Source organism: Alkaliphilus peptidifermentans DSM 18978, assembly GCF_900101495.1.
Classification (GTDB): Bacteria; Bacillota; Clostridia; order Peptostreptococcales; family Natronincolaceae; genus Alkaliphilus_C; species Alkaliphilus_C peptidifermentans.
In genome coordinates this window covers 1-19,046 of record NZ_FMUS01000016.1, presented here as the reverse complement: position 1 = coordinate 19,046, position 19,046 = coordinate 1, and the positions used below count along the sequence as shown (strand labels likewise).

The 19,046-nt window shown below is 35.1% G+C and carries 19 protein-coding genes and 1 pseudogene; 14 read left to right on the top strand and 6 right to left on the bottom strand.

Features of this window, described 5'->3' with window-relative positions; translation table 11 throughout:
* Positions 1-27: 27 nt before the first annotated feature.
* The 13 genes from BLP68_RS12025 (at position 28) to mtnA (ending at position 13,992) form a co-directional block, all read left to right on the top strand.
* Entirely contained in the window at positions 28-1,608 is a 1,581-nt protein-coding gene (locus BLP68_RS12025; RefSeq protein WP_091543863.1) for an ABC transporter substrate-binding protein, read from the top strand.
* A gap of 60 nt (positions 1,609-1,668) precedes the next feature.
* The gene (locus BLP68_RS12020) at positions 1,669-2,589 is read left to right on the top strand and encodes an ABC transporter permease (protein ID WP_091543860.1); all 921 of its coding nucleotides are present in this window, start codon (positions 1,669-1,671) and stop codon (positions 2,587-2,589) included.
* A 12-nt stretch (positions 2,590-2,601) separates the two neighbouring features.
* Positions 2,602-3,480 carry an ABC transporter permease gene (locus BLP68_RS12015; protein WP_091543858.1) on the top strand — a complete coding sequence of 293 codons (879 nt, stop codon included), beginning with the start codon at positions 2,602-2,604 and terminating at the stop codon, positions 3,478-3,480.
* 12 nt (positions 3,481-3,492) lie between these two features.
* Complete coding sequence (locus tag BLP68_RS12010; protein ID WP_091543857.1) at positions 3,493-4,479, top strand: ABC transporter ATP-binding protein; 987 nt, start codon at positions 3,493-3,495, stop codon at positions 4,477-4,479.
* Positions 4,472-5,434 (top strand): ABC transporter ATP-binding protein, encoded by a 963-nt coding sequence (locus BLP68_RS12005; RefSeq protein WP_091543854.1) that lies wholly within the window; start codon positions 4,472-4,474, stop codon positions 5,432-5,434. Before BLP68_RS12010 ends, BLP68_RS12005 begins: the two co-directional genes overlap by 8 nt.
* 17 nt (positions 5,435-5,451) lie before the next feature.
* Entirely contained in the window at positions 5,452-6,960 is a 1,509-nt protein-coding gene (locus BLP68_RS12000) for a M81 family metallopeptidase (RefSeq protein ID WP_091543852.1), read from the top strand.
* Position 6,961: 1 nt separating this feature from the next.
* Entirely contained in the window at positions 6,962-7,702 is a 741-nt protein-coding gene (locus BLP68_RS11995) for a copper homeostasis protein CutC (RefSeq protein WP_091543850.1), read from the top strand.
* Positions 7,703-7,766: 64 nt separating this feature from the next.
* Positions 7,767-8,477, top strand: coding sequence for a glucosamine-6-phosphate deaminase (gene nagB / locus BLP68_RS11990; RefSeq protein WP_091543848.1), 711 nt, complete (start codon positions 7,767-7,769; stop codon positions 8,475-8,477).
* 43 nt (positions 8,478-8,520) lie between these two features.
* Entirely contained in the window at positions 8,521-9,429 is a 909-nt protein-coding gene (locus BLP68_RS11985; RefSeq protein WP_091543844.1) for an ROK family protein, read from the top strand.
* A gap of 372 nt (positions 9,430-9,801) precedes the next feature.
* Complete coding sequence (locus BLP68_RS11980; protein ID WP_091543842.1) at positions 9,802-10,968, top strand: GGDEF domain-containing protein; 1,167 nt, start codon at positions 9,802-9,804, stop codon at positions 10,966-10,968.
* Positions 10,969-11,065: 97 nt separating this feature from the next.
* Entirely contained in the window at positions 11,066-11,716 is a 651-nt protein-coding gene (locus tag BLP68_RS11975) for a class II aldolase/adducin family protein (protein ID WP_091543839.1), read from the top strand.
* A gap of 12 nt (positions 11,717-11,728) precedes the next feature.
* On the top strand, positions 11,729-12,946 hold the full coding sequence (gene mtnK / locus BLP68_RS11970; RefSeq protein ID WP_207647915.1) for an S-methyl-5-thioribose kinase: 1,218 nt from the start codon (positions 11,729-11,731) through the stop codon (positions 12,944-12,946).
* On the top strand, positions 12,943-13,992 hold the full coding sequence (gene mtnA, locus BLP68_RS11965; protein ID WP_091543836.1) for an S-methyl-5-thioribose-1-phosphate isomerase: 1,050 nt from the start codon (positions 12,943-12,945) through the stop codon (positions 13,990-13,992). Before mtnK ends, mtnA begins: the two co-directional genes overlap by 4 nt.
* Before the next feature lie 281 nt (positions 13,993-14,273).
* On the opposite strand, the gene BLP68_RS11960 is transcribed toward mtnA, so the two are convergent.
* From BLP68_RS11960 to BLP68_RS11945, 4 genes are read right to left on the bottom strand one after another with little or no spacing between them, the layout of a single operon-like run.
* Positions 14,274-15,551: an ABC transporter permease gene (locus BLP68_RS11960; protein ID WP_091543833.1), complete on the bottom strand. Its 1,278-nt coding sequence runs from the start codon at positions 15,549-15,551 to the stop codon at positions 14,274-14,276.
* Positions 15,544-16,413: an ABC transporter ATP-binding protein gene (locus tag BLP68_RS11955; protein WP_091543830.1), complete on the bottom strand. Its 870-nt coding sequence runs from the start codon at positions 16,411-16,413 to the stop codon at positions 15,544-15,546. The genes BLP68_RS11960 and BLP68_RS11955 overlap by 8 nt, the downstream gene beginning before the upstream one ends.
* Entirely contained in the window at positions 16,389-17,126 is a 738-nt protein-coding gene (locus tag BLP68_RS11950; RefSeq protein ID WP_091543828.1) for a hypothetical protein, read from the bottom strand. The genes BLP68_RS11955 and BLP68_RS11950 overlap by 25 nt, the downstream gene beginning before the upstream one ends.
* Entirely contained in the window at positions 17,119-17,580 is a 462-nt protein-coding gene (locus BLP68_RS11945; protein ID WP_091543825.1) for an RNA polymerase sigma factor, read from the bottom strand. Before BLP68_RS11945 ends, BLP68_RS11950 begins: the two co-directional genes overlap by 8 nt.
* Before the next feature lie 305 nt (positions 17,581-17,885).
* Here BLP68_RS11945 and BLP68_RS11940 point away from each other — a divergent pair.
* Positions 17,886-18,194 (top strand): annotated as a pseudogene (locus BLP68_RS11940) (transposase); the annotation flags it as partial.
* A gap of 40 nt (positions 18,195-18,234) precedes the next feature.
* On the opposite strand, the gene BLP68_RS11935 reads toward BLP68_RS11940, so the two are convergent.
* Positions 18,235-18,591: a DUF4181 domain-containing protein gene (locus BLP68_RS11935; protein ID WP_091543823.1), complete on the bottom strand. Its 357-nt coding sequence runs from the start codon at positions 18,589-18,591 to the stop codon at positions 18,235-18,237.
* A gap of 156 nt (positions 18,592-18,747) precedes the next feature.
* The coding region (locus BLP68_RS11930; RefSeq protein WP_176758996.1) for a transposase at positions 18,748-19,046 on the bottom strand (299 nt) is incomplete at its 5' end.

Genomic DNA, 19,046 nt, shown 5'->3' with positions numbered 1-19,046 from the left:
GCAGTTAAAAAAAGGAGAGAGATTGTAATGAGAAAATGGATAGCTTTAATTTTAGTAATGACGGTATTGGTTCTGACAGGGTGTTCAAATGAAGACCAAATTGCACTTGATCAGAGCAACGAACCAGTTGCTAATTCACAATCTAGTGAAGGAAATGACAAAAGTATGGTAATAGCAGTAAATGCAGAAATTATTTCACTTGATCCTCACAATATTTCAGATACACTGTCTCGTTCTGCAACAAATACAATGTATGAATCTTTGCTAGAGCATAACAATAGCATGGAATTAGAAGAGTGCTTGGCAGAACGTTATGAGATCTCAGAAGATGGATTAGAGTATACATTCTATATCCGTCAGGGGATTGAATTCCATGATGGCACTGCTTTAAATGCAGAAGCTGTAAAGTATAATTTTGACCGAGTTACAGATGAGGAAAAAAACTTAAGAAGAAGAAGAAACTTTTTACAAGTAGAATCCACTGAAGTAATTGATGAGTACGTACTTAAAATTTATTTAAAAGCTCCTTTTGCTCCAATGCTAGACCGAGTGGCGTCACTTTCTATCATTAGCCCAAAAGCGCTAGAAGAATATGGTGATCGAGGCATTATCACAAATCCAGTGGGAACTGGTCCTTACGTATATAAGGAGTGGGTAACAGGTGATCGATTGGTTGTTATAAAAAATCAGAATTATTGGAGAAGTGGTCCTCAAATTGAGACTTTGACAATAAAACCTATTTTAGAAAATGGTGCTAGAATTGCGATGCTTCAAACAGGAGAAGCTGATTTTATCTATCCAATGCCAACAGAACAAGTAAACATTGTCGCCAATGATGCAAATATTGAAGTGATTGAAGGTATGTCTACAATTGCAAGATTTACATTTATAAACACTTCTAAAGATTTTTATTCAGATGTACGAGTTCGTCAAGCTATGAATTATGCTATTGATAAAGAAGCCTATACAAATGTTGTAAGATCAGGCTATTCAACGCCTCTTTCATCACATGTACCAGCTTCAATTAAATACCACGTTCCTCAACCGCTATATGAGTACAACCTTGAAAAGGCAAAACAATTAATGGCAGAAGCTGGATATCCTGATGGTTTTAAAACTCATATCTGGGCACCTAATGACACAGAAAATATGAGGGGAATGGAGTTTGTCAGTCAACAGCTTGCCCAAATTGGCATTGAAGCAGAAGTCATTCCTATGGAAGAAGGGACTTTATCTAATTCAATTTATTCAGCACAAACTCCAGAAGAGTCAACAGTGCACATGTGGTATGTTAGCTGGTCAGCTTTTGATTTTGATGGAGCTACTAATAGTCTTTTCCACAGTAGAAACATTCCGCCGACTGCACCAAATGTTTCTTATTATAGAAATCCAGTAGCAGATGAGTTAATTGATCTAGGGTCAACAGAAGTAAATTCAATTAAAAGGGCAGGAATTTATTCAGAGCTTCAAGAGATTATTTGGGAAGATGCACCTTGGTTATTCTTAGGTTCAGATGTATTGCTTTCAGCAAAAAGAACGACAACTGAAGGTATTTCTGTTGGACCAGGTGGTGCAATCAACAGTCGAGAAGCTTCTACCAGTAAATAAAACTTTAGGGTAGTTAATCCGTTTGACTACCCTATTAATTTATATAAAGTAGGTGAATGCGTGAGAGGATATATTGTTAAAAGGCTACTGAATATGATTCCTATTATGTTTGTGGTATCTATTGTTATTTTTTTGTTTATACACATGATTCCTGGTGATCCCGCAAGGTTATTAGCAGGACACCAAGCTACTTTTGAAGAAGTTGAGCTATTAAAAGAACAGATGGGGTTGAATAATTCGTATATTGTTCAATACAAAGATTTTATGGTGGGAATGTTAACAGGAAATTGGGGAAATTCCCTTAAGACAGGGCTACCTGTTGGAGATATGGTTATTCCAAGAATGAAGCCGACACTAATTTTGGCAATTTTTACAATCGTTTGGTCTGTTATTTCAGGAATCGCAATTGGCATTATCTCAGCAATTAATCGTGGGAAATGGATTGATTATGTTGTGATGATAGGGGCATCATCGGGAATATCTTTGCCGCTTTTCTGGTTAGGTCTAATGCTGATGCAAATTTTTTCTGTTCAACTGGGGTGGTTTCCCACAACCGGCATAGATGGACTCAAGAGCTATGTGCTGCCATCTATTACACTTGGGGCAGGAATCACAGCAATGATTGCAAGATATACACGTTCATCGATGATTGAAATTTTAAAAGAAAATTATATTAGAACTTCTAGAGCTAAAGGATTAAGTGAATTTATCGTTGTCAACAGGCATGCTTTAAGAAATTCATTAATCGACGTAATTACAATTGTAGGTTTGCAGTTTGGATTTTTGCTGGCAGGGTCTGTATTGGTTGAAACGGTATTTGCCATCCCTGGATTAGGAAGACTACTTATTGACTCGATTTTATTTAGAGACTATACAGTTGTTCAAACGGTATTGCTTATTTTTACATTTCAATTTCTTATAATAAACCTCATTGTAGATGTTTTATATGGTGTTTTTAATCCCAAAATTAAGTATGAATAAGGGGCGGTTTCAATGAAAGTAAATACTGAAATTAAGAAAAAACAAGAAGATTATAAATTTGAAAGCCCAATGATAGAATTAAGTAGAAAATTTTTAAAGAAAAAAGTTGCAACAGTATCATTTTTTTTCATTCTATTTTTAATTATTTTAGCTATTTTTCAACCAACGCCTTATGATATCTCACAAACAGATTACAGCAATACTCTAAGTAAACCAAGTGCAGAGCATTGGTTTGGAACAGACGAATACGGTAGAGATATTTTTAGCAGAATTGTGTATGGAACCAAATTGTCTTTGACAGTTGCAATTGTAGGCGTTACGGTAGGTGCTGTCATAGGAAGTATTTTAGGACTTATTGCAGGTTATTATAGAGGGATACCTGAAATGATAATCATGCGAACCTGTGATGTATTGTTAGCATTTCCGGGGCTTTTATTGGCTATAGGTATTGTAGCAATTATTGGACCTGGCCTTATAAATGTCGTTATTGCTATTGCAATTTACGGTATACCCAATTTTACAAGAATCATTAGAAGTAGTACATTAGCCATTAAGGAATTACTATATGTTGAGGCAAGTCAATCTATTGGGGTAAGCGACTTAAGATTGCTCTTTAAACATATTTTTCCAGGTACTGTTCCTGCATTAATTGTTTCGTATACAATGCGCCTAGGAACCGCTATTATAACTGCTGCATCATTGAGCTTTTTAGGATTTGGAGCCAGTCCATCTAATCCTGACTGGGGGGCAATGTTATCTTCAGGTAGAAATTACATTGGTATTGCGCCACATATGTTATTCTATCCAGGTTTAGCCATATTTTTAACCGTTTTGGGATTTAATCTTCTTGGCGATGGATTAAGAGATACATTAGATCCGAAATTAGATTAAGGAGAGAATACCATGTCAATAAAACTATTGGAAGTTAAAAACTTAACGACAGAATTTAAAACCGATAAGAAAAGTCTAACTGCAGTAAAAAATGTATCTTTTTATGTAAATCAGGGTGAAGTGGTTGGACTGGTAGGCGAATCTGGCAGTGGCAAATCGGTGACATCTTTATCTGTATTGAGGTTATTACCAGAAAATGGGTATATTTCTGAAGGTGAAGTATTGTTGAGCCAAAATAATATTTTAAATCTTGATCAAAAATCCATTCGCAATATTCGTGGTAGCGAAATAGCAATGATTTTTCAAGATCCTATGTCGTCATTAAATCCTGTTATAAAAGTAGGTGAACAGTTAATGGAATGTACGATGCTTCACTTAAAGCACACCAAAAAGGAAGCAAAGGCACATGCCATCGAAATGATTAAGCAAGTAGGTATTTCTGCACCTGAAGACGTCTTTAATCGCTATCCACACCAATTATCAGGGGGCATGTCTCAACGTATTATGATTGCTATGGCACTTTCGTGCAATCCTAAAGTTCTTATTGCTGATGAGCCAACAACAGCTTTAGATGTGACCATTCAAGCGCAGGTTTTGGATTTGATTACTGAAATGAAAGAGCAGAGCAACATTGGGGTTTTACTCATTACTCATGATCTAGGCGTAGTGGCGGAAATGTGCGACCGTGTAATTGTGATGTACTGTGGTAGAATTGTTGAATCTGCAGAAGTTTCTTGCTTGTTTGAAAATCCACTTCATCCTTATACACAAGGGTTAATTGCATCTGTACCTAAGATTGGAAGTGGTTCAGATATATTACCCTATATTAAAGGGCGGGTGCCAGATCTTTCTCAAATGCCAATAGGTTGTAAATTTGCGCCTCGTTGTGATGGTGCAATTGAAAAATGTTTTATTGAAGAACCTTTGCTCATACAATTAGATAATCAAAGACAATGTCGTTGCCATTTAGTGAGTGAAAGAGGTGAAAGGAATGCGTGAAACTCTAGTTGAGTTAAAAAATGTTCGAAAACAGTTCTTAGCCTCTAAAAAATTCATGGAGGAAAAGAAGTATGTAAAAGCCATTAATGGTGTGTCTTTTGAAATATATAAAGGTGAGACACTGGCTATTGTAGGAGAAAGCGGATGCGGTAAAAGCACCACCGGACGTGCAATTAATAAACTTATTGACATTGATGAAGGGGAAGTATGGTTTGATCATGAAAACATTACCAATTACTCCTCCCACATGATGAAACCAGTAAGAAGCAAAATGCAAATGGTATTTCAAGATCCATATGGTAGTCTTAATCCTCGAATGAAAATTAGGGATATTGTCAGTGAGCCTTTATTGGTGCATACAAATTTATCAAAAAAAGAACGGTATCAAAAAGCGAAAGAGTTATTAGAAATCGTTGGACTCAATGAAGGCCATTTAAGGAGATATGCCCATGAATTTTCAGGTGGACAGAGACAGAGAATTGGCATCGCAAGAGCATTAACTGTAAATCCAAAGCTAATCATAGCAGATGAGCCTGTTTCGGCACTAGATGTATCCATTCAGGCACAAGTGATTAATTTGTTCAAGGAACTACAAAGAGAGTTTCATTTAACCTATTTGTTTATTTCACACGATTTAAGCGTGGTTGAGCATATATCTGATCGAATTGGAGTAATGTATTTAGGTCACCTCGTTGAAATTACAGCTAAAGAGCAACTCTATAAAAATCCATTGCACCCATATACTCAAGCATTGCTTTCAGCAATCCCGATTGCGGATCCTGCTAAAAAGAAAAAGCGTATTATTTTAAAAGGAGATATACCAAACCCTATTGATTTACCTGTTGGTTGTCCTTTTAATACAAGATGTATGCATGTTCAAGACAAATGTTACAAAATTGTACCACAGCTACAAGAAGCAGCTTCAGGGCATAAAGTAGCTTGTCACTTAATATAAAGAGGAGGAATGCTAGTATGAAAAGAGTGCTCATAGCGGGTATGCACCATGAATCCAATTCCTTCAATCCCATTATTGCGGGAGAAAAAGATTTTAGTGTCATTTATGGTGATGATATTTTTAATTATTTAAGACCTAATGATGCAACAAGCGGTATTATCAGAACACTACAAGAAGCAGGTTATGATGTTATTCCAACAGTTTTTGCAAGAGCAGTACCAAATGGTGAAGTTGATCAGAACTTCTATTATCGGATTAAAGAAGAAATTATAAATCGTGGAAAAAAAGCACATTTAGAAGCCCCTTTGGATGCAATTACCCTTTCTATTCATGGTTCAATGCGAATATCTGGTCTAGGGGAAGCAGAAGGAGATCTTTTGGAAGCATTAAAACAAGAGTTTCCAGAGACGCCAATTTACGCTTCGCTGGACATGCATACGACAATGACAGAAAGAATGCATAATTATTGCGATGGATTTGTGGGCTACAAATGTGCACCTCATACAGATTGTACTGAAACTGGCGTACATGCAGCACGTATGACTATATTTGCTTTAGAAAATGATAAGGCTCTAAAATCAGCTTGGGTAAAAGTACCTATTATTATTGCAGGAGAACAGTCAGCCACTGCAGTAGAGCCAATGGTAAGCTTAATTAAAGCGTTAAGGGAAGTGGAAAAAAAGCAAGGGATTTTGGCTGCCTCCTATTTAATGGGGTTTCCTTGGGCTGACAATGAGGACAGTTCAATAGCGGTGTATGTAGTTTCAGAAGAGGATCAAGAGCTTGCAGATCAAGAGGCATTAGCATTAGCAGAGCTCATATGGTCAGAACGTTATAGATTTACATTTCACACAGAAACTTATTCAGTAGATGAAGCCTTAGATGTTGCTTTTGAAGGCGTAAAACAAGGGCCACTACCAATATATATTTCTGACTCTGGCGATAATCCTACTGCTGGTGCAGCGTCTGATTGTACGCAAATGTTAAAAAAATTAATGGATGATTCAAGAACAGAAGCACTAAGTATGCCAATTCTCTACGGTGGTATATATGATCCTGAAGCAACAAGAGCATGCAAAGGGAAGGTTGGAGAAAAAGTCACTTTGACTTTTGGTGCAAAATTTGATCCCATGACTTCTGATCCTATTACTGCAACGGGAACTGTCAAATCCTATTTAGAAGGATGGGGTGGACAAATCTTTCCAAAGGGAGATTTGGCATTGTTTCATGTGTCTGGTGTAGACATTGTGTTTGCTGAACAACATGTTGGTTATACTCTGCCTGATATGTTTGAGGATTTGGGAGTAGACCCTAGAAGGGTGGAAATTGTTGTTTGTAAATTGGGCTACTTGACAGAGCAGCATGAAAAAGTGGCTAAACGCAGCATTATGGCTTTAACCAAAGGAAATACAAATGAAGATTTAAAATCGATTCCCTTCAAAAAAGTAAAAAGGCCGCTTTTTCCATTGGATGATCCATTTGAATATGATTCTAAAGAAAACTTAATTAAGAAAGAAGAGAAATAGTATGATTTTAGAAGTATGTGTGGATTCTTATGAGTCACTATTAATTGCAAAGGAAGCCGGTGCCAATCGAATTGAACTTTGTAGTGCTTTAAATTTAGGTGGATTGACACCGAGTTATGGTTTAATGAAACAGGCCAGTACACAAAGAGACATTGAGATTTTTGTAATGATTCGCCCAAGATCAGGTGATTTTTTATACGATGACTTAGAATTTGAAACTATGAAAAACGATATTGTCTTAGCAAAGGAAATGGGTTTTGATGGTGTTGTCACAGGAATGCTATTGAGGAATGGAAGGATTGATTTAAAGCGTTTAGAAGAGGTTGTGACGATAGCAAACCCGTTAAAGGTAGTTTTTCATAGAGCCTTTGATGAGGCGAAGGAACCAGAAGGTGATATCCCTCGGTTAATTGAAATGGGTGTTTGTCGCATATTAACGTCAGGTCAACAGGAAAATGCTCTTTTAGGTGTAGAATATATTCGTGAGATTCAGGTGCAATATGGAGACCAAATCACCATAATGCCAGGGGCTGGCGTTAATTCAAGCAACGTGACGACAATCTATGAAAAAACAGGCTGCACACATTATCATCTTTCTGGAAAAGTGGATGTAGGAAGCGCTATGGTTTATCGTAAAAACACTGAAAAGTCTTGTATAAAGATTTGCCAAGCATCAGTAGAAAAAGCAGATCATACACGCATTGCTCAAGTAAGGTCTGTATTAAATAATTTATATGGGTAATAGCATTTTTGATCTGGGAAGAACTGTCTATTAAAGAAAATGTAAGCGTCTAGGGGTATAATTCATGAGAATAATACGTGTAAAGCATTATCAAGAAATGAGTAAAGAAGCTGCTCAAATTATAGCTGCTCAAGTTACTTTAAAACCTAATTCGGTTTTAGGTCTAGCTACTGGTTCTACGCCAATAGGAATTTATAATAATTTGATAAAATACTATAAAAATGACAATCTAGATTTTTCAAGTGTAAAGACTGTAAATTTAGATGAGTATTGTGGTTTGGGGATAATAGATGAGCAAAGCTATCATTATTATATGAAAGAAAATCTTTTCGATTATATTAATGTTGATGTAAAAAAAGCACATATCCCCAATGGACTTGCAAAATGTTATGAGAGCGAGTGTAAACGTTATGATCATATTGTTGAAGGTCTAGGTGGCATTGATTTGCAACTATTAGGAATTGGACATAATGGGCACATTGGTTTTAATGAGCCTGGGAGTGAATTTTATAAAAACACCCATTTGGTGGAATTACATGCTATGACTGTAAAAGCTAATTCTAGATTTTTTGAATCAGAAGCTCAAACGCCTAAATTTGCCATTACATTGGGAATGAAAGCAATTATGACGGCAAAAACTATTTTATTGGTTGTAGGCGATACAAGTAAAATAAATATTCTTGAAGCAGCCCTCTTTGGTCCCATTACACCAGAGGTACCAGCATCTCTGTTACAAATTCACCCTAATTTAATTGTTGTATACGTTGAAGAATAAAATTTTTAACGGTTGTAAAGCAAATAGATATTGGAGGCAATGTATGAATAAAATCATCTGTTTTGACGTCGGTGGTACATTTATAAAATATGCTATAATCGATGAGGCGGGGACAATTCATTTTAAATCCAAAAACCCCACTCCAAAGAGTAATTGCAATGAAACGATTCCCATTTTAATGGAATCTTTGGTTAGAGAAATGTCATGTCATTTTCATATCAATGGAATTGGGATTAGCACAGCTGGTAATGTAGACCCTGTAAAGGGTGAAATAATATTTGCCAGCGAAAACATTCCAGGGTATACTGGTGCGCAGCTTTCTAAGGTTCTTTTTGATAAGTTAAAATTGCCTTGTAAAGTAGAAAATGACGTTAATGCTGCTGCTTTAGGTGAAAGCTGGATGGGGGCAGGGAAACACACTTCAAATTTTGTTTGTCTTACCTTAGGAACAGGTATTGGTGGAGCCATTATCGCTGAAGGCAAACTAATAAAGGGAATAAAAAATGGTTCTGGAGAAATTGGACACATGGTAATTGTAGAAAATGGTGTTCCATGCGGCTGTGGTGGAAGTGGTTGTTATGAGCGATACGCTTCAACAAGTGCTTTGGTAGATGCTTATGAAAAAGCTGCAGGGATTGAAACAGGATCATTAGATGGGAAAATAGTTTTTAATAAAGTTTTAGCAAAAGATCCTGTAGCTATAAACGTCTATAAAACCTTCATTCAACATGTTGTTACTGGTTTAGTTAATTTAACGTATTTATTAGATCCAGGTTTGATTTTGATTGGAGGAGGAATTTCAGAAGCAGGAAATACTTTTTTTGAGGATTTAAATCGTGAATTTTCTTTGCGTGTGATGCCATCTTATAAAAACCATACCCATATAAAAAAAGCAATGCTTGGAAATGATGCTGGATTATTAGGGGCGTGTAAAATTGCTTTAAATAATTAAAAAAATTGCATAATTCCTTTAGTAAATAAAGTTATAAAGCAACAAAGTGAATTATATTAACCATCTATTATATTAAATCAATTGTTAGATAAACTATATGTCGTCGATCACTAATAGGCAATATACCTAGGAGATTGACGACAATTTGTTTTTTTCTGGGAAATCATGGTTTCAAATTTACTAGACATGGGGAGCGCATAATATCTAATATAAGTAATATGATATAGGAAAAAGCTTATCTTAAATACTTGAAGTGATCATTAAATTTAGAACCCTAAACTTATTGAAACATAATATAAAGGTTGCTATAATGAAACAATACATAATCTTAAAAGTATTCGCTTATGGTGTCATATGTGAAAGGATGAGAAAATGATTACTTCCATTGTTGTTACATTTATAGCTGTTTTATATTATTTTTATATAGATTCTTTTCCTACTACAGTACTTACAATTACACAATATGCTCCATATGTTATATATACATTTGGGATGTTTATGGCAATTCAATTTAATAGAAGTCGTATCTTTTTTATTCTGTTAACCTTAATCATAAGTCAAATTGCAGTTAATCCCCTTTGGTTCAACACGTACATTTATATAAGCATTTGTTTTTTCATACCCATGAATATATTGTTTTTTTCCTCCCTTAAAGAAAGGGGCTATTTAACTACATGGGGTCTTTTAAGGTTTGGATTTATTTTTCTCCAAGCCTGCTATTTAATTTGGATATATTTTGGTGGGTATTCTAAAATCATTACTTTTATGAGTAGCCCTATTTTTCCATGGGAAATAGGAAGTCCTGTACCCCATTATGCTTTTTTATTATTTATTGCTGCGTTGGCTATCATACTAGTAAAGCTAATTGCATACAAGACCTTCCTAGATCCATTTTTACTTGGGGTTATAATTTCAGTATTTGTATCAATTAATTTTGTAGAAAATGCATTGTTAGCATCAATTTTTTTCAGTAGTGGTGGAATTATACTTATTAGTGCTATTATTCAGCTAACCTATAATATGTCCTATTTAGATGAATTAACTGGTCTGCCGGCCAGGAGAGCTCTTCGGGAAGAAATGATGAAGTTAAGTGGTAATTATGTAATTGCCATGCTGGATATTGATTTTTTTAAGAAATTTAATGATAAGCATGGACATGATGTAGGAGATGAAGTATTGAAGATGGTGGCTGCCACAATCCAACAGGTTAAAGGTAAAGGTAAGGCATATAGGTATGGTGGGGAAGAGTTTACTATACTTTTTCCAAGTAAGAACTTAAAGGAGGCATTACCCTATCTTGAGGAAGTGAGACAAAATATTGCAAAAAGAGAATTTATAATAAGGGATAAAAATAGGCCTAAAAAGAAGCCTCAAACTGTAGTGAAAAACAGAAATCCTTTAAAAAAATTACATGTAACCATAAGTATTGGAGCATCAGAAAAAATTAAGGAATTAAAGTCTCCACAGGAGGTTTTAAAGGCTGCCGACAAAGCCCTTTATAGGGCTAAGAAAAAAGGTAGAAATTGTGTAAGCAAATAAAAAAATGGTACATATATAAGTAAGTAGTAAAATAATTAGAATTATGTAAATATTAAATAGAAATAGTAATCTATGCTAAAGAATTGAGAGTGATTAAATGCGTATAGAAAAAGAAATAATTGACGTAGGCTTAAGTATAACTAAAAGCGGCTTAGTTAAGGGAACTTGGGGTAACATTAGTAAATGCTATGAAAAAACCATGTGGATTACTCCATCAGGAATACCCTATGAAGAATTAACTGAGGATGCAATTGCAGTAATTGATTTGGAAAATGAACTTCAAATTGGGGGTAGGCTTAAGGCTTCTAGTGAAATGCCCCTCCATTTAATGATTTATAAGGCGTTTCCACAGTTTAAAGCTATAGTCCATACCCATAGTATATATGCCAGTGCATTTGCGGTAATTGGCCAAGAGGTCCCCTGCTATACAGAAGACCAAGCCCAGATTATTGGCGGAAATATACCCTTAGCCCAATATGCATTGCCTGGAACAAATCAATTGGCTTTAAATACTGTAGAGGCTTTAAAAGGTGGAGTCTACGCTGCTCTGTTAGAAAAGCATGGAATGGTTGCTGTGGGTAGATCCTTAAGGGAGGCAATGACAGTGGCTGAAATAGCTGAAAAATCAGCTCAGTTGGCTACTATAGTTAGAGGAATGAATAGCAACACAGAACCCATTTCATTAAAGGAAATAGATGAAATGAGGAAAATATATTTAGAAAGCTATAGTAAGACAATTAGAGAATAGGGGGTTTTATCATTGAGCTATTATCAAATGAATGAAAATTTATCAATTGACTATTTAATGAAGCAGGGCATATTTAGTGAAACCTCTAACCTTACTTCAAGAGAGGTAGGCGATGGCAATTTAAATTTAGTATTCATAGTTAAGGACACATTATCTGGAACCTCTGTTGTACTAAAGCAGGCACTACCTTATGTACGAGTTGTAGGAGAAGGATGGCCATTAAGTGTTGAAAGGACAATCTTTGAAGCTAATGCTCTAGAAATTCACAACAGAATAGTACCTAATCTTGTGCCTAAACTTCTTCATCGAGACGATGAGCTAGCCTTAATTGTAATGGAAGACCTCTCCCATTTAGAGCTTATGAGATATGGTATGATGAAAATGGAGAAGCACCCTAAATTCGCAGAGCATATTTCAACCTTCCTAGCCGATACGCTATTCTATACCTCAGATATGCACATGAGCTCTGAAGAAAAGAAAAGACTAGTTGCTAAGTTTATTAATGTGGAGCTCTGTAAAATAACAGAAGATCTTGTTTTTACAGATCCATACTATGATGCCGACAGAAATAACATTAACCCAAGGCTTAAACCTTATTTAGAAGAGGTATTTTGGAAGAAGACGGAGTTATGGCTTGAGACTTCAAAATTAAAATATAAGTTTTTGACAGAGGCTCAAAGCTTAATACATGGTGATCTCCATACTGGCTCAATTTTCGCAGGAGAAGAAGAAACAAAAATCTTCGATGCAGAATTTGCATTTATGGGTCCTGCAGCCTTTGACGTTGGTAAAATTATAGGTAACATTTTTATAAATTATGTATCATGGAGTGGTAAGGATGAAGATGTTGAAAAAATTCAAGATTATAGAAGCTACTTAATTGAAACTGTAAAAAGATTACATAGACTCTTTGAAAAAAAGTTTATAGAGAATTGGAAAAAGGATGCTCAAGACATATCAGCAAGGGTAGAAGGCTATAGAGACCAATTCATGAGAAACCTATTCATAGATACAATTGGATACTGTGGTGTTGTTATGATACGTAGAGTCCATGGTTTAGCCCATAATATAGATGTAGATGGTATAGAAAACTTAGAAAAACGTAGAGATGTACAGGTTAAGCTTTTAGAACTTGGAGAAATCCTTATTATGAACCGACATCAATTCAATAATATTGAAGAAGTTACAGATATGTTAAGAGAAAACATTGAAGGAGCTAAAAATTTATGAAGGAAATGATTAGGCCCATAGAATGGAAGGAAGGAAAGCTCTATATATTAAATCAGCTGAAGCTACCAATGGAGACTGAATATAATATTAAGGCAACAGTTGAAGATGTTTTCAATGCTATAAGGGATATGGAGCTTAGAGGGGCTCCTCTTATTGGAATTGCTGCTGCCTATGGTGTATATCTTTCAGTTAAAGATGAAAGCTTTGTAAGCCATGAGGATTTCATGAAATTTGTTGATGAAAAGGCACTCTATCTTTCTCAGTCTAGGCCAACAGCAGTAAACCTTTTTTGGGCTTTAGACCGGATGAAGAAAAGGGCTAAAGAATTAGAAAATCTCTTAATAGAGGATAAAAAGAAAGCACTTTTGGAGGAAGCTATTAAAATACATAAAGAGGATGAAGCAATAAATCGCAGCATAGGAGAAAATTTCCTTAAGATACTGAAGGATGGAATGACCATAATGACCCACTGTAATGCAGGAAGTTTAGCAACCTCAAGATATGGAACAGCCACCTCACCGATGTACTTGGCAAGGGAAAAGGGGTGGAGCTTTAAGGTCTTTGCCAATGAAACAAGGCCTTATTTACAGGGAGCTCGCTTAACAGCCTTTGAACTACACCATGGTGGTATCGATGTTACCTTAATCTGTGATAATATGGCGGGTTCCTTAATGGCTCAAGGCAAGGTGGATGCCATTATAACAGGAGCAGATAGGGTAGCCGCCAATGGAGATACTGCAAATAAGATTGGAACACTACAGCTGGCAGTAATGGCAAAGCACTATGGAGTACCCTTTTATGTTGCAGTACCAACACCTACAATCGACCTTTCAACTCCAACAGGGATTGAAATCCCCATAGAAGAAAGAGGCAGCCATGAAGTAACCAACTGGTTTGGTAAAGCCACAGCTCCTGAAGGAATTAAGGTCTATAACCCAGCCTTTGATGTAACTGCCCACTCACTTATTACAGCCATAGTTACTGAAAAGGGTATAGTTTACCCACCATATAATGAAAATTTAAAGAAGCTGTTTTTAAATATTTAAAATGGGAGTAAGCTTTTACTCCCATTTTATTGCAATTATATAATAATTGAGGGTATGCTATAAAGGATATAAATAATTCAAAAATAGTCAGAAGGGAGATTTGTCAATGTTTCAACTTATTGTAATTATGCTTCTTATACTAATTTTATATAATATTAAAAATGGCTTTGAAATGATTCATGATGAACTATCAAAGCCTAATAACAAAAATAATGAAGAGTAAAATCATGGTTTTCCTCTGGGACTTTCCTTTCTTGGCTTTGATATTGGCTTTTCTGTACTTATCCAACCTGATGATTCTTAAATCCACCATAGGCAAAGGGCATAACAAGTACAGTTACAATTATGCAAAATACCGAATAAAATACTGCAGGGGTAACAGTCGTTCCCCAAATGTTAAACAAGTATTGTGAAAATACTCCTGAGAAGGACATCATTTTAATTGGGAATAACTGCAATAGCCTGTAAGGTAATCTATTTATCGGAGATATAACTATAAAGGCAGGTAAAAACAAAAACATAAATGACACTATGATTACCCCGAATGATGATTTAAGAACAGCAGAAAAGACCATCGCTATCATTGAAAACATCAAACTGGCAAGTACCGTTACCAGAGAAAGAACAATACACGCTTTAAATATTGTCATAGGGTATGTGGTAAGGGGATTAATCACCTGTATGCTTACATTGCCACCATCAAACCCAAGCAATACAAGCACCGTAAATAAGAATACAAATATTGTTATTACAGAAAAAATTAAGGTGAATGATAAACCTGTAAATATTTTAGCCCAGATAACTTTGTTCTTACCATATTTTGAAGATAGAATAAGCTGGTCTGTTTTGGTTTGATATTCAATTGCAAAAACAGGTGCAACACATATTGCTACAGACAACAGTACGAATAATCCAACGGTATCAAATAAACTTAGAAACTTTTCGTATCCTACTGAATAACCTGTTTTAAAAGGAACTGATACCTTTTCCAGCATCTCTGTGTGTTTTTGGAATTCTGCCTGTGTTAAGGCAGGATCAGTAGCTATTTTATATAATGCCTGTTTCTGTATATTTGGATAGAAATTTTTTACATCCTTTAATTCAAGTGTATCAATTGGAGTAGTCATGCTGTTGAATACATAAAAACCATCGGTGGCATAGGCTTCAAAATTGCTTTCATATGCAACATTGATTATATTCACTGCATTTTCATAAGGCAAGGCATATTTTATATAAGCAGAGGATTTTAAGAACCTTCCGTAATTGTTGATGAAATAATTGTTGTCATCAGCTATCATTAAGGCGTTCTGTTGGATTGCCCTAACTATATAATCTTCGTCAATTACCCCGGCTGTACTTCGTCTAACCTCTCTATCCTTTTTCATTGCCTCAAAGGATGATATATTATTTCCATCTGAGTGCCAGTAGGACTTTCCTGTAACACTGCTTAAGGAAGCACTAGCTATTAAAATCCCAATTAATACAACAGCTGCTAGTGTGCTTTTTCTTTTAAGGATTTTTTTATATTCAAAGCCTACAAGTTGAAAAAAACTATTCATCCTTATTCACCTCACTGAAATAGTATAGATATAAATCTTCAAGAGTGGCAGTAACTCTGACAGCATCTTTACAGGGATTTTCTGAAGATATAAGTCGCAAAAATATCCCATCTACCTCCTGTCTCAAATTTATAATAGGGTATTCTTTACTTAACTCATTTGCCATTTTACGGTCAACTGTACATTGCCAGACCTTATTTTCGATCACCTGGATAATTTGCTCAAGGCTTCCATTGTGAATAAGCTGTCCATTTTTTAACACCAATATAGTTCTTGCAATATTTTCGATATCCGAAACAATATGTGTTGACAACAGTACAATCCTTTCTTCTCCAAGCTGAGAAATCAGATTACGAAAGCGAACACGTTCTTTTGGGTCAAGACCAGCTGTCGGCTCATCTAATATTAAAATCTTTGGATTGTTCAGCATTGCTTGTGCAATTCCAAGTCGTTGTTTCATGCCACCGGAAAATGTTTTGATTTTCTTTTGTGCCACATCTGAAAGAGAAACAAGTTCTAAAAATTCCTTTGATTTTTCTTTTGCCCGTTCTTTTGGCAAGCCTTTTAGTGTAGCTATATAGCATAAAAATTCAAAGGCAGTAAATTTAGGATAATATCCAAAATCCTGTGGAAGATATCCTAAAACATCACGATAATTTTCACTTGCTACATCAATACCATCAAATTTTACTTCTCCGCTTGTAGGTTTTAAAATTCCACACAGCATACGCATAAGGGTAGTTTTCCCTGCACCATTGGCCCCTAAAAGGCCATATACACCATTAGTGAGTGTTAGAGTAACCCTGTCAACTGCAATTTTATTTTGATACTGCTTCGTTAAGCGGTCAATTGTAAGTTCCAATGCAATTCCTCCAGTTTTCTTATAAAATCAATTATTTCCACTATAATACCAACCATCAAAGCAATAAATATAATTACCCAAAATCCAACAAATTTGTCTGTATAGGCAATCTGATTTGAGCCGATAATAAGAGCGTTTATTCCACTGATAAAACAGCTTATTCCACCACAAATATACGTTGTTTCTTTGATTTTAATATAGTTTAGTACAATCAGCGATGCTAAACAGGTTAAGAGAAAAGGTACAAAAATATATAAGCTTATCCGTATTGGACTATAAGCTGTTTTTCCTTGGATACCCAGTATAAGAATATTGGATAGTATAAAATTAAATGCTGCTAAAATGCTTATTCTTGCCAACATTAAATCTGCAAGATTGTATCTGCAGCTCATCTCAATTTCTGCCATATTATGAGACATTGAACGTGATATTTCTGTAATTGCCACCAATGCTATAAAAGGTAATACAGATGATGTAATCCAAATGATTTTCAAGGCATCGCCAGTGATATTTTCAAAATGCAATAGCATCAAAATCAAACCTATCAATGCTGTAGATAGAATCCATACACGTTTTTGAATATAAGATATTTGATAAATAAAAAAATCCTTATAGCTTGATTTTGGAAAATTCAACCTTTGCAAAAAGGCTTCTTTTTCCTTTGATAAGGGTATATCATATGCCTTTTTTAGTACTTTTTTTATTCTATTCAAGTAAATCCTCCTCCCTTAAAATCAATTTAAGTTGTTTAAGTGCAGCCTTCAGCTTTCTATAAACTACAAACCGTGAAAGCTGTGTTATACTGCATACTTCTGCCATAGATAATTCATTTATAACTCTAAGCATAACAATTTCTGCTAAATCCTTAGGCAACGTATCCATAGCTTGTCTAACAACGAAACTTATTTCTATAGAAGTCAATTCATCGGTTGTTGTAGTATCCTCGCCTAAAGCTTCAATCTTTGGTTTTTTTAATGTATCAATACACAAATTTTTTGCTATGGTGTATAAATAGGCCAAAGGTTTTCCGCGGTCTATGTATGAGGTTTGACTAAAATATTTAAGGAAGGTTTCCTGTGTTAAATCTTCTGCAAGCTGGCAGTTTTTTGTTTTGAAATAACAGTACTTATGAATTTTGTCATATTGGTCTTTGATGTCTAAAGACACTATAGAAACCTCCTTTCACTATGTATAACGGATAAACAGTGGGAAATGTGCGGACAAATTATCAAACTTTCCTCACCCCGCCATGGGGACGTTTTGTTTGCCATCTATTCAACAGATGCGCCATGGGGACGTTTTGGGACCAGTGAAAAAGTCCCCTGTAAACATCCAGTTTAACTTACACTATGTTTGTATATTAAGTGCAAAATATTTTTTAAATCATTGAAAACACTTGATTTTAGACAAAAAAAACCCCATTTATGGTATAATGTAAGTACGACCAAACAAAACCAAAAGGGGTTTTTTTCATGCTACGACATAAGCCAAAGCAAACATCTTTTCACTCATCATTATATAATAAAATACCAGAAAATCATATACTAAAAAGAATAGATTCAGTAGTAGATTTTAGCTTTATCAATGGATTACTAGAGAATAGCTATTGCAAGGAATTTGGACGACCTGCTAAAGAACCGGAATTAATGTGCAAGCTACTTTTTTTTGCAGCATTTATATAATTTATCAGATGAAAAGGTTAAGGAAGAAGCGAGTTTAAACCTAGCAGAACACAACGACTTGAAGAGTCAACGCTAGACGAAATCATCACAGAAATCGTCGAGGGAAAGAGGACATGCGCCATGGTCACTAGATATTTTCCTACATGAAGAATAATTCTACACTTAAGAAAATAAACAAGAGAAAAATACCTGCTAAAAAGCTTGTAATATACTCGTTAGAAGCCTTCTCAAACTTCCATTCCATAAATCCACGAAAGCCATATAGTGCAGTTAAAGCCATCAAAAAGTAGTGGGGCTTAAGCTGTCTTAAATACACAAAACCTATTAAGTATAAAACTGTTAATGACAAAATAATAATTAGTATTTCTCCCCATCTATGAAGCCTGTTTACGTGTTTATATAGACCTTCTTTAGTCTTCATATTGAGATTTTTTTTAACGATGGTTATAAATCCCCAAAATAGTAAGGTGGATACAACTAAAAATATATATAGCAATGAAATTACACCTCCAGCAAATTGGTCTAAAGCAAGTAGCTTTGTGGCTAATATTAATTATAGCACAGACTAAAGTCAATGGGACGGTTTTTCTTTGCCATTATCAGGTGGCAAACAAAACGTCCGAGATCAGTGAAAAACTGGTCCTTTTTTTCGTTAAATCGCAAGAAATTTTGACAAATGTAAAAAATAGTCTGTCATTTCTAAAGTTCCCTTAAAACTAGATATAAAAGAGGAGACTATTGCTGCTATCCTCTTGATATTTACCGCTATTGCAGCTAGCTTTGATTGTTTCGACACACTTATTAAGCCATATCCTCTTGCTCGACATAGTCCATGAAATCTTTTGAGTTCAGCATTTTTACCTTCTATAGAAGCTCTCTTTTTATATTTTTCCTTGAACTCTTCTGTTTTCTGATACTGAGATATTTCATAAAATTCCGCAGCATTTAAAC

Excerpts from the sequence above, each read along its gene's own strand:
- BLP68_RS12025 (WP_091543863.1), top strand. The coding sequence starts at position 28 with ATGAGAAAATGGATAGCTTTAATTTTAGTAATGACGGTATTGGTTCTG.
- BLP68_RS12015 (WP_091543858.1), top strand. The coding sequence starts at position 2,602 with ATGAAAGTAAATACTGAAATTAAGAAAAAACAAGAAGATTATAAATTT.
- BLP68_RS12010 (WP_091543857.1), top strand. The coding sequence starts at position 3,493 with ATGTCAATAAAACTATTGGAAGTTAAAAACTTAACGACAGAATTTAAA.
- BLP68_RS12005 (WP_091543854.1), top strand. The coding sequence starts at position 4,472 with ATGCGTGAAACTCTAGTTGAGTTAAAAAATGTTCGAAAACAGTTCTTA.
- BLP68_RS12000 (WP_091543852.1), top strand. The coding sequence starts at position 5,452 with ATGAAAAGAGTGCTCATAGCGGGTATGCACCATGAATCCAATTCCTTC.
- BLP68_RS11995 (WP_091543850.1), top strand. The coding sequence starts at position 6,962 with ATGATTTTAGAAGTATGTGTGGATTCTTATGAGTCACTATTAATTGCA.
- nagB (WP_091543848.1), top strand. The coding sequence starts at position 7,767 with ATGAGAATAATACGTGTAAAGCATTATCAAGAAATGAGTAAAGAAGCT.
- BLP68_RS11985 (WP_091543844.1), top strand. The coding sequence starts at position 8,521 with ATGAATAAAATCATCTGTTTTGACGTCGGTGGTACATTTATAAAATAT.
- BLP68_RS11980 (WP_091543842.1), top strand. The coding sequence starts at position 9,802 with ATGATTACTTCCATTGTTGTTACATTTATAGCTGTTTTATATTATTTT.
- BLP68_RS11975 (WP_091543839.1), top strand. The coding sequence starts at position 11,066 with ATGCGTATAGAAAAAGAAATAATTGACGTAGGCTTAAGTATAACTAAA.
- mtnA (WP_091543836.1), top strand. The coding sequence starts at position 12,943 with ATGAAGGAAATGATTAGGCCCATAGAATGGAAGGAAGGAAAGCTCTAT.
- BLP68_RS11960 (WP_091543833.1), bottom strand. The coding sequence starts at position 15,551 with ATGAATAGTTTTTTTCAACTTGTAGGCTTTGAATATAAAAAAATCCTT.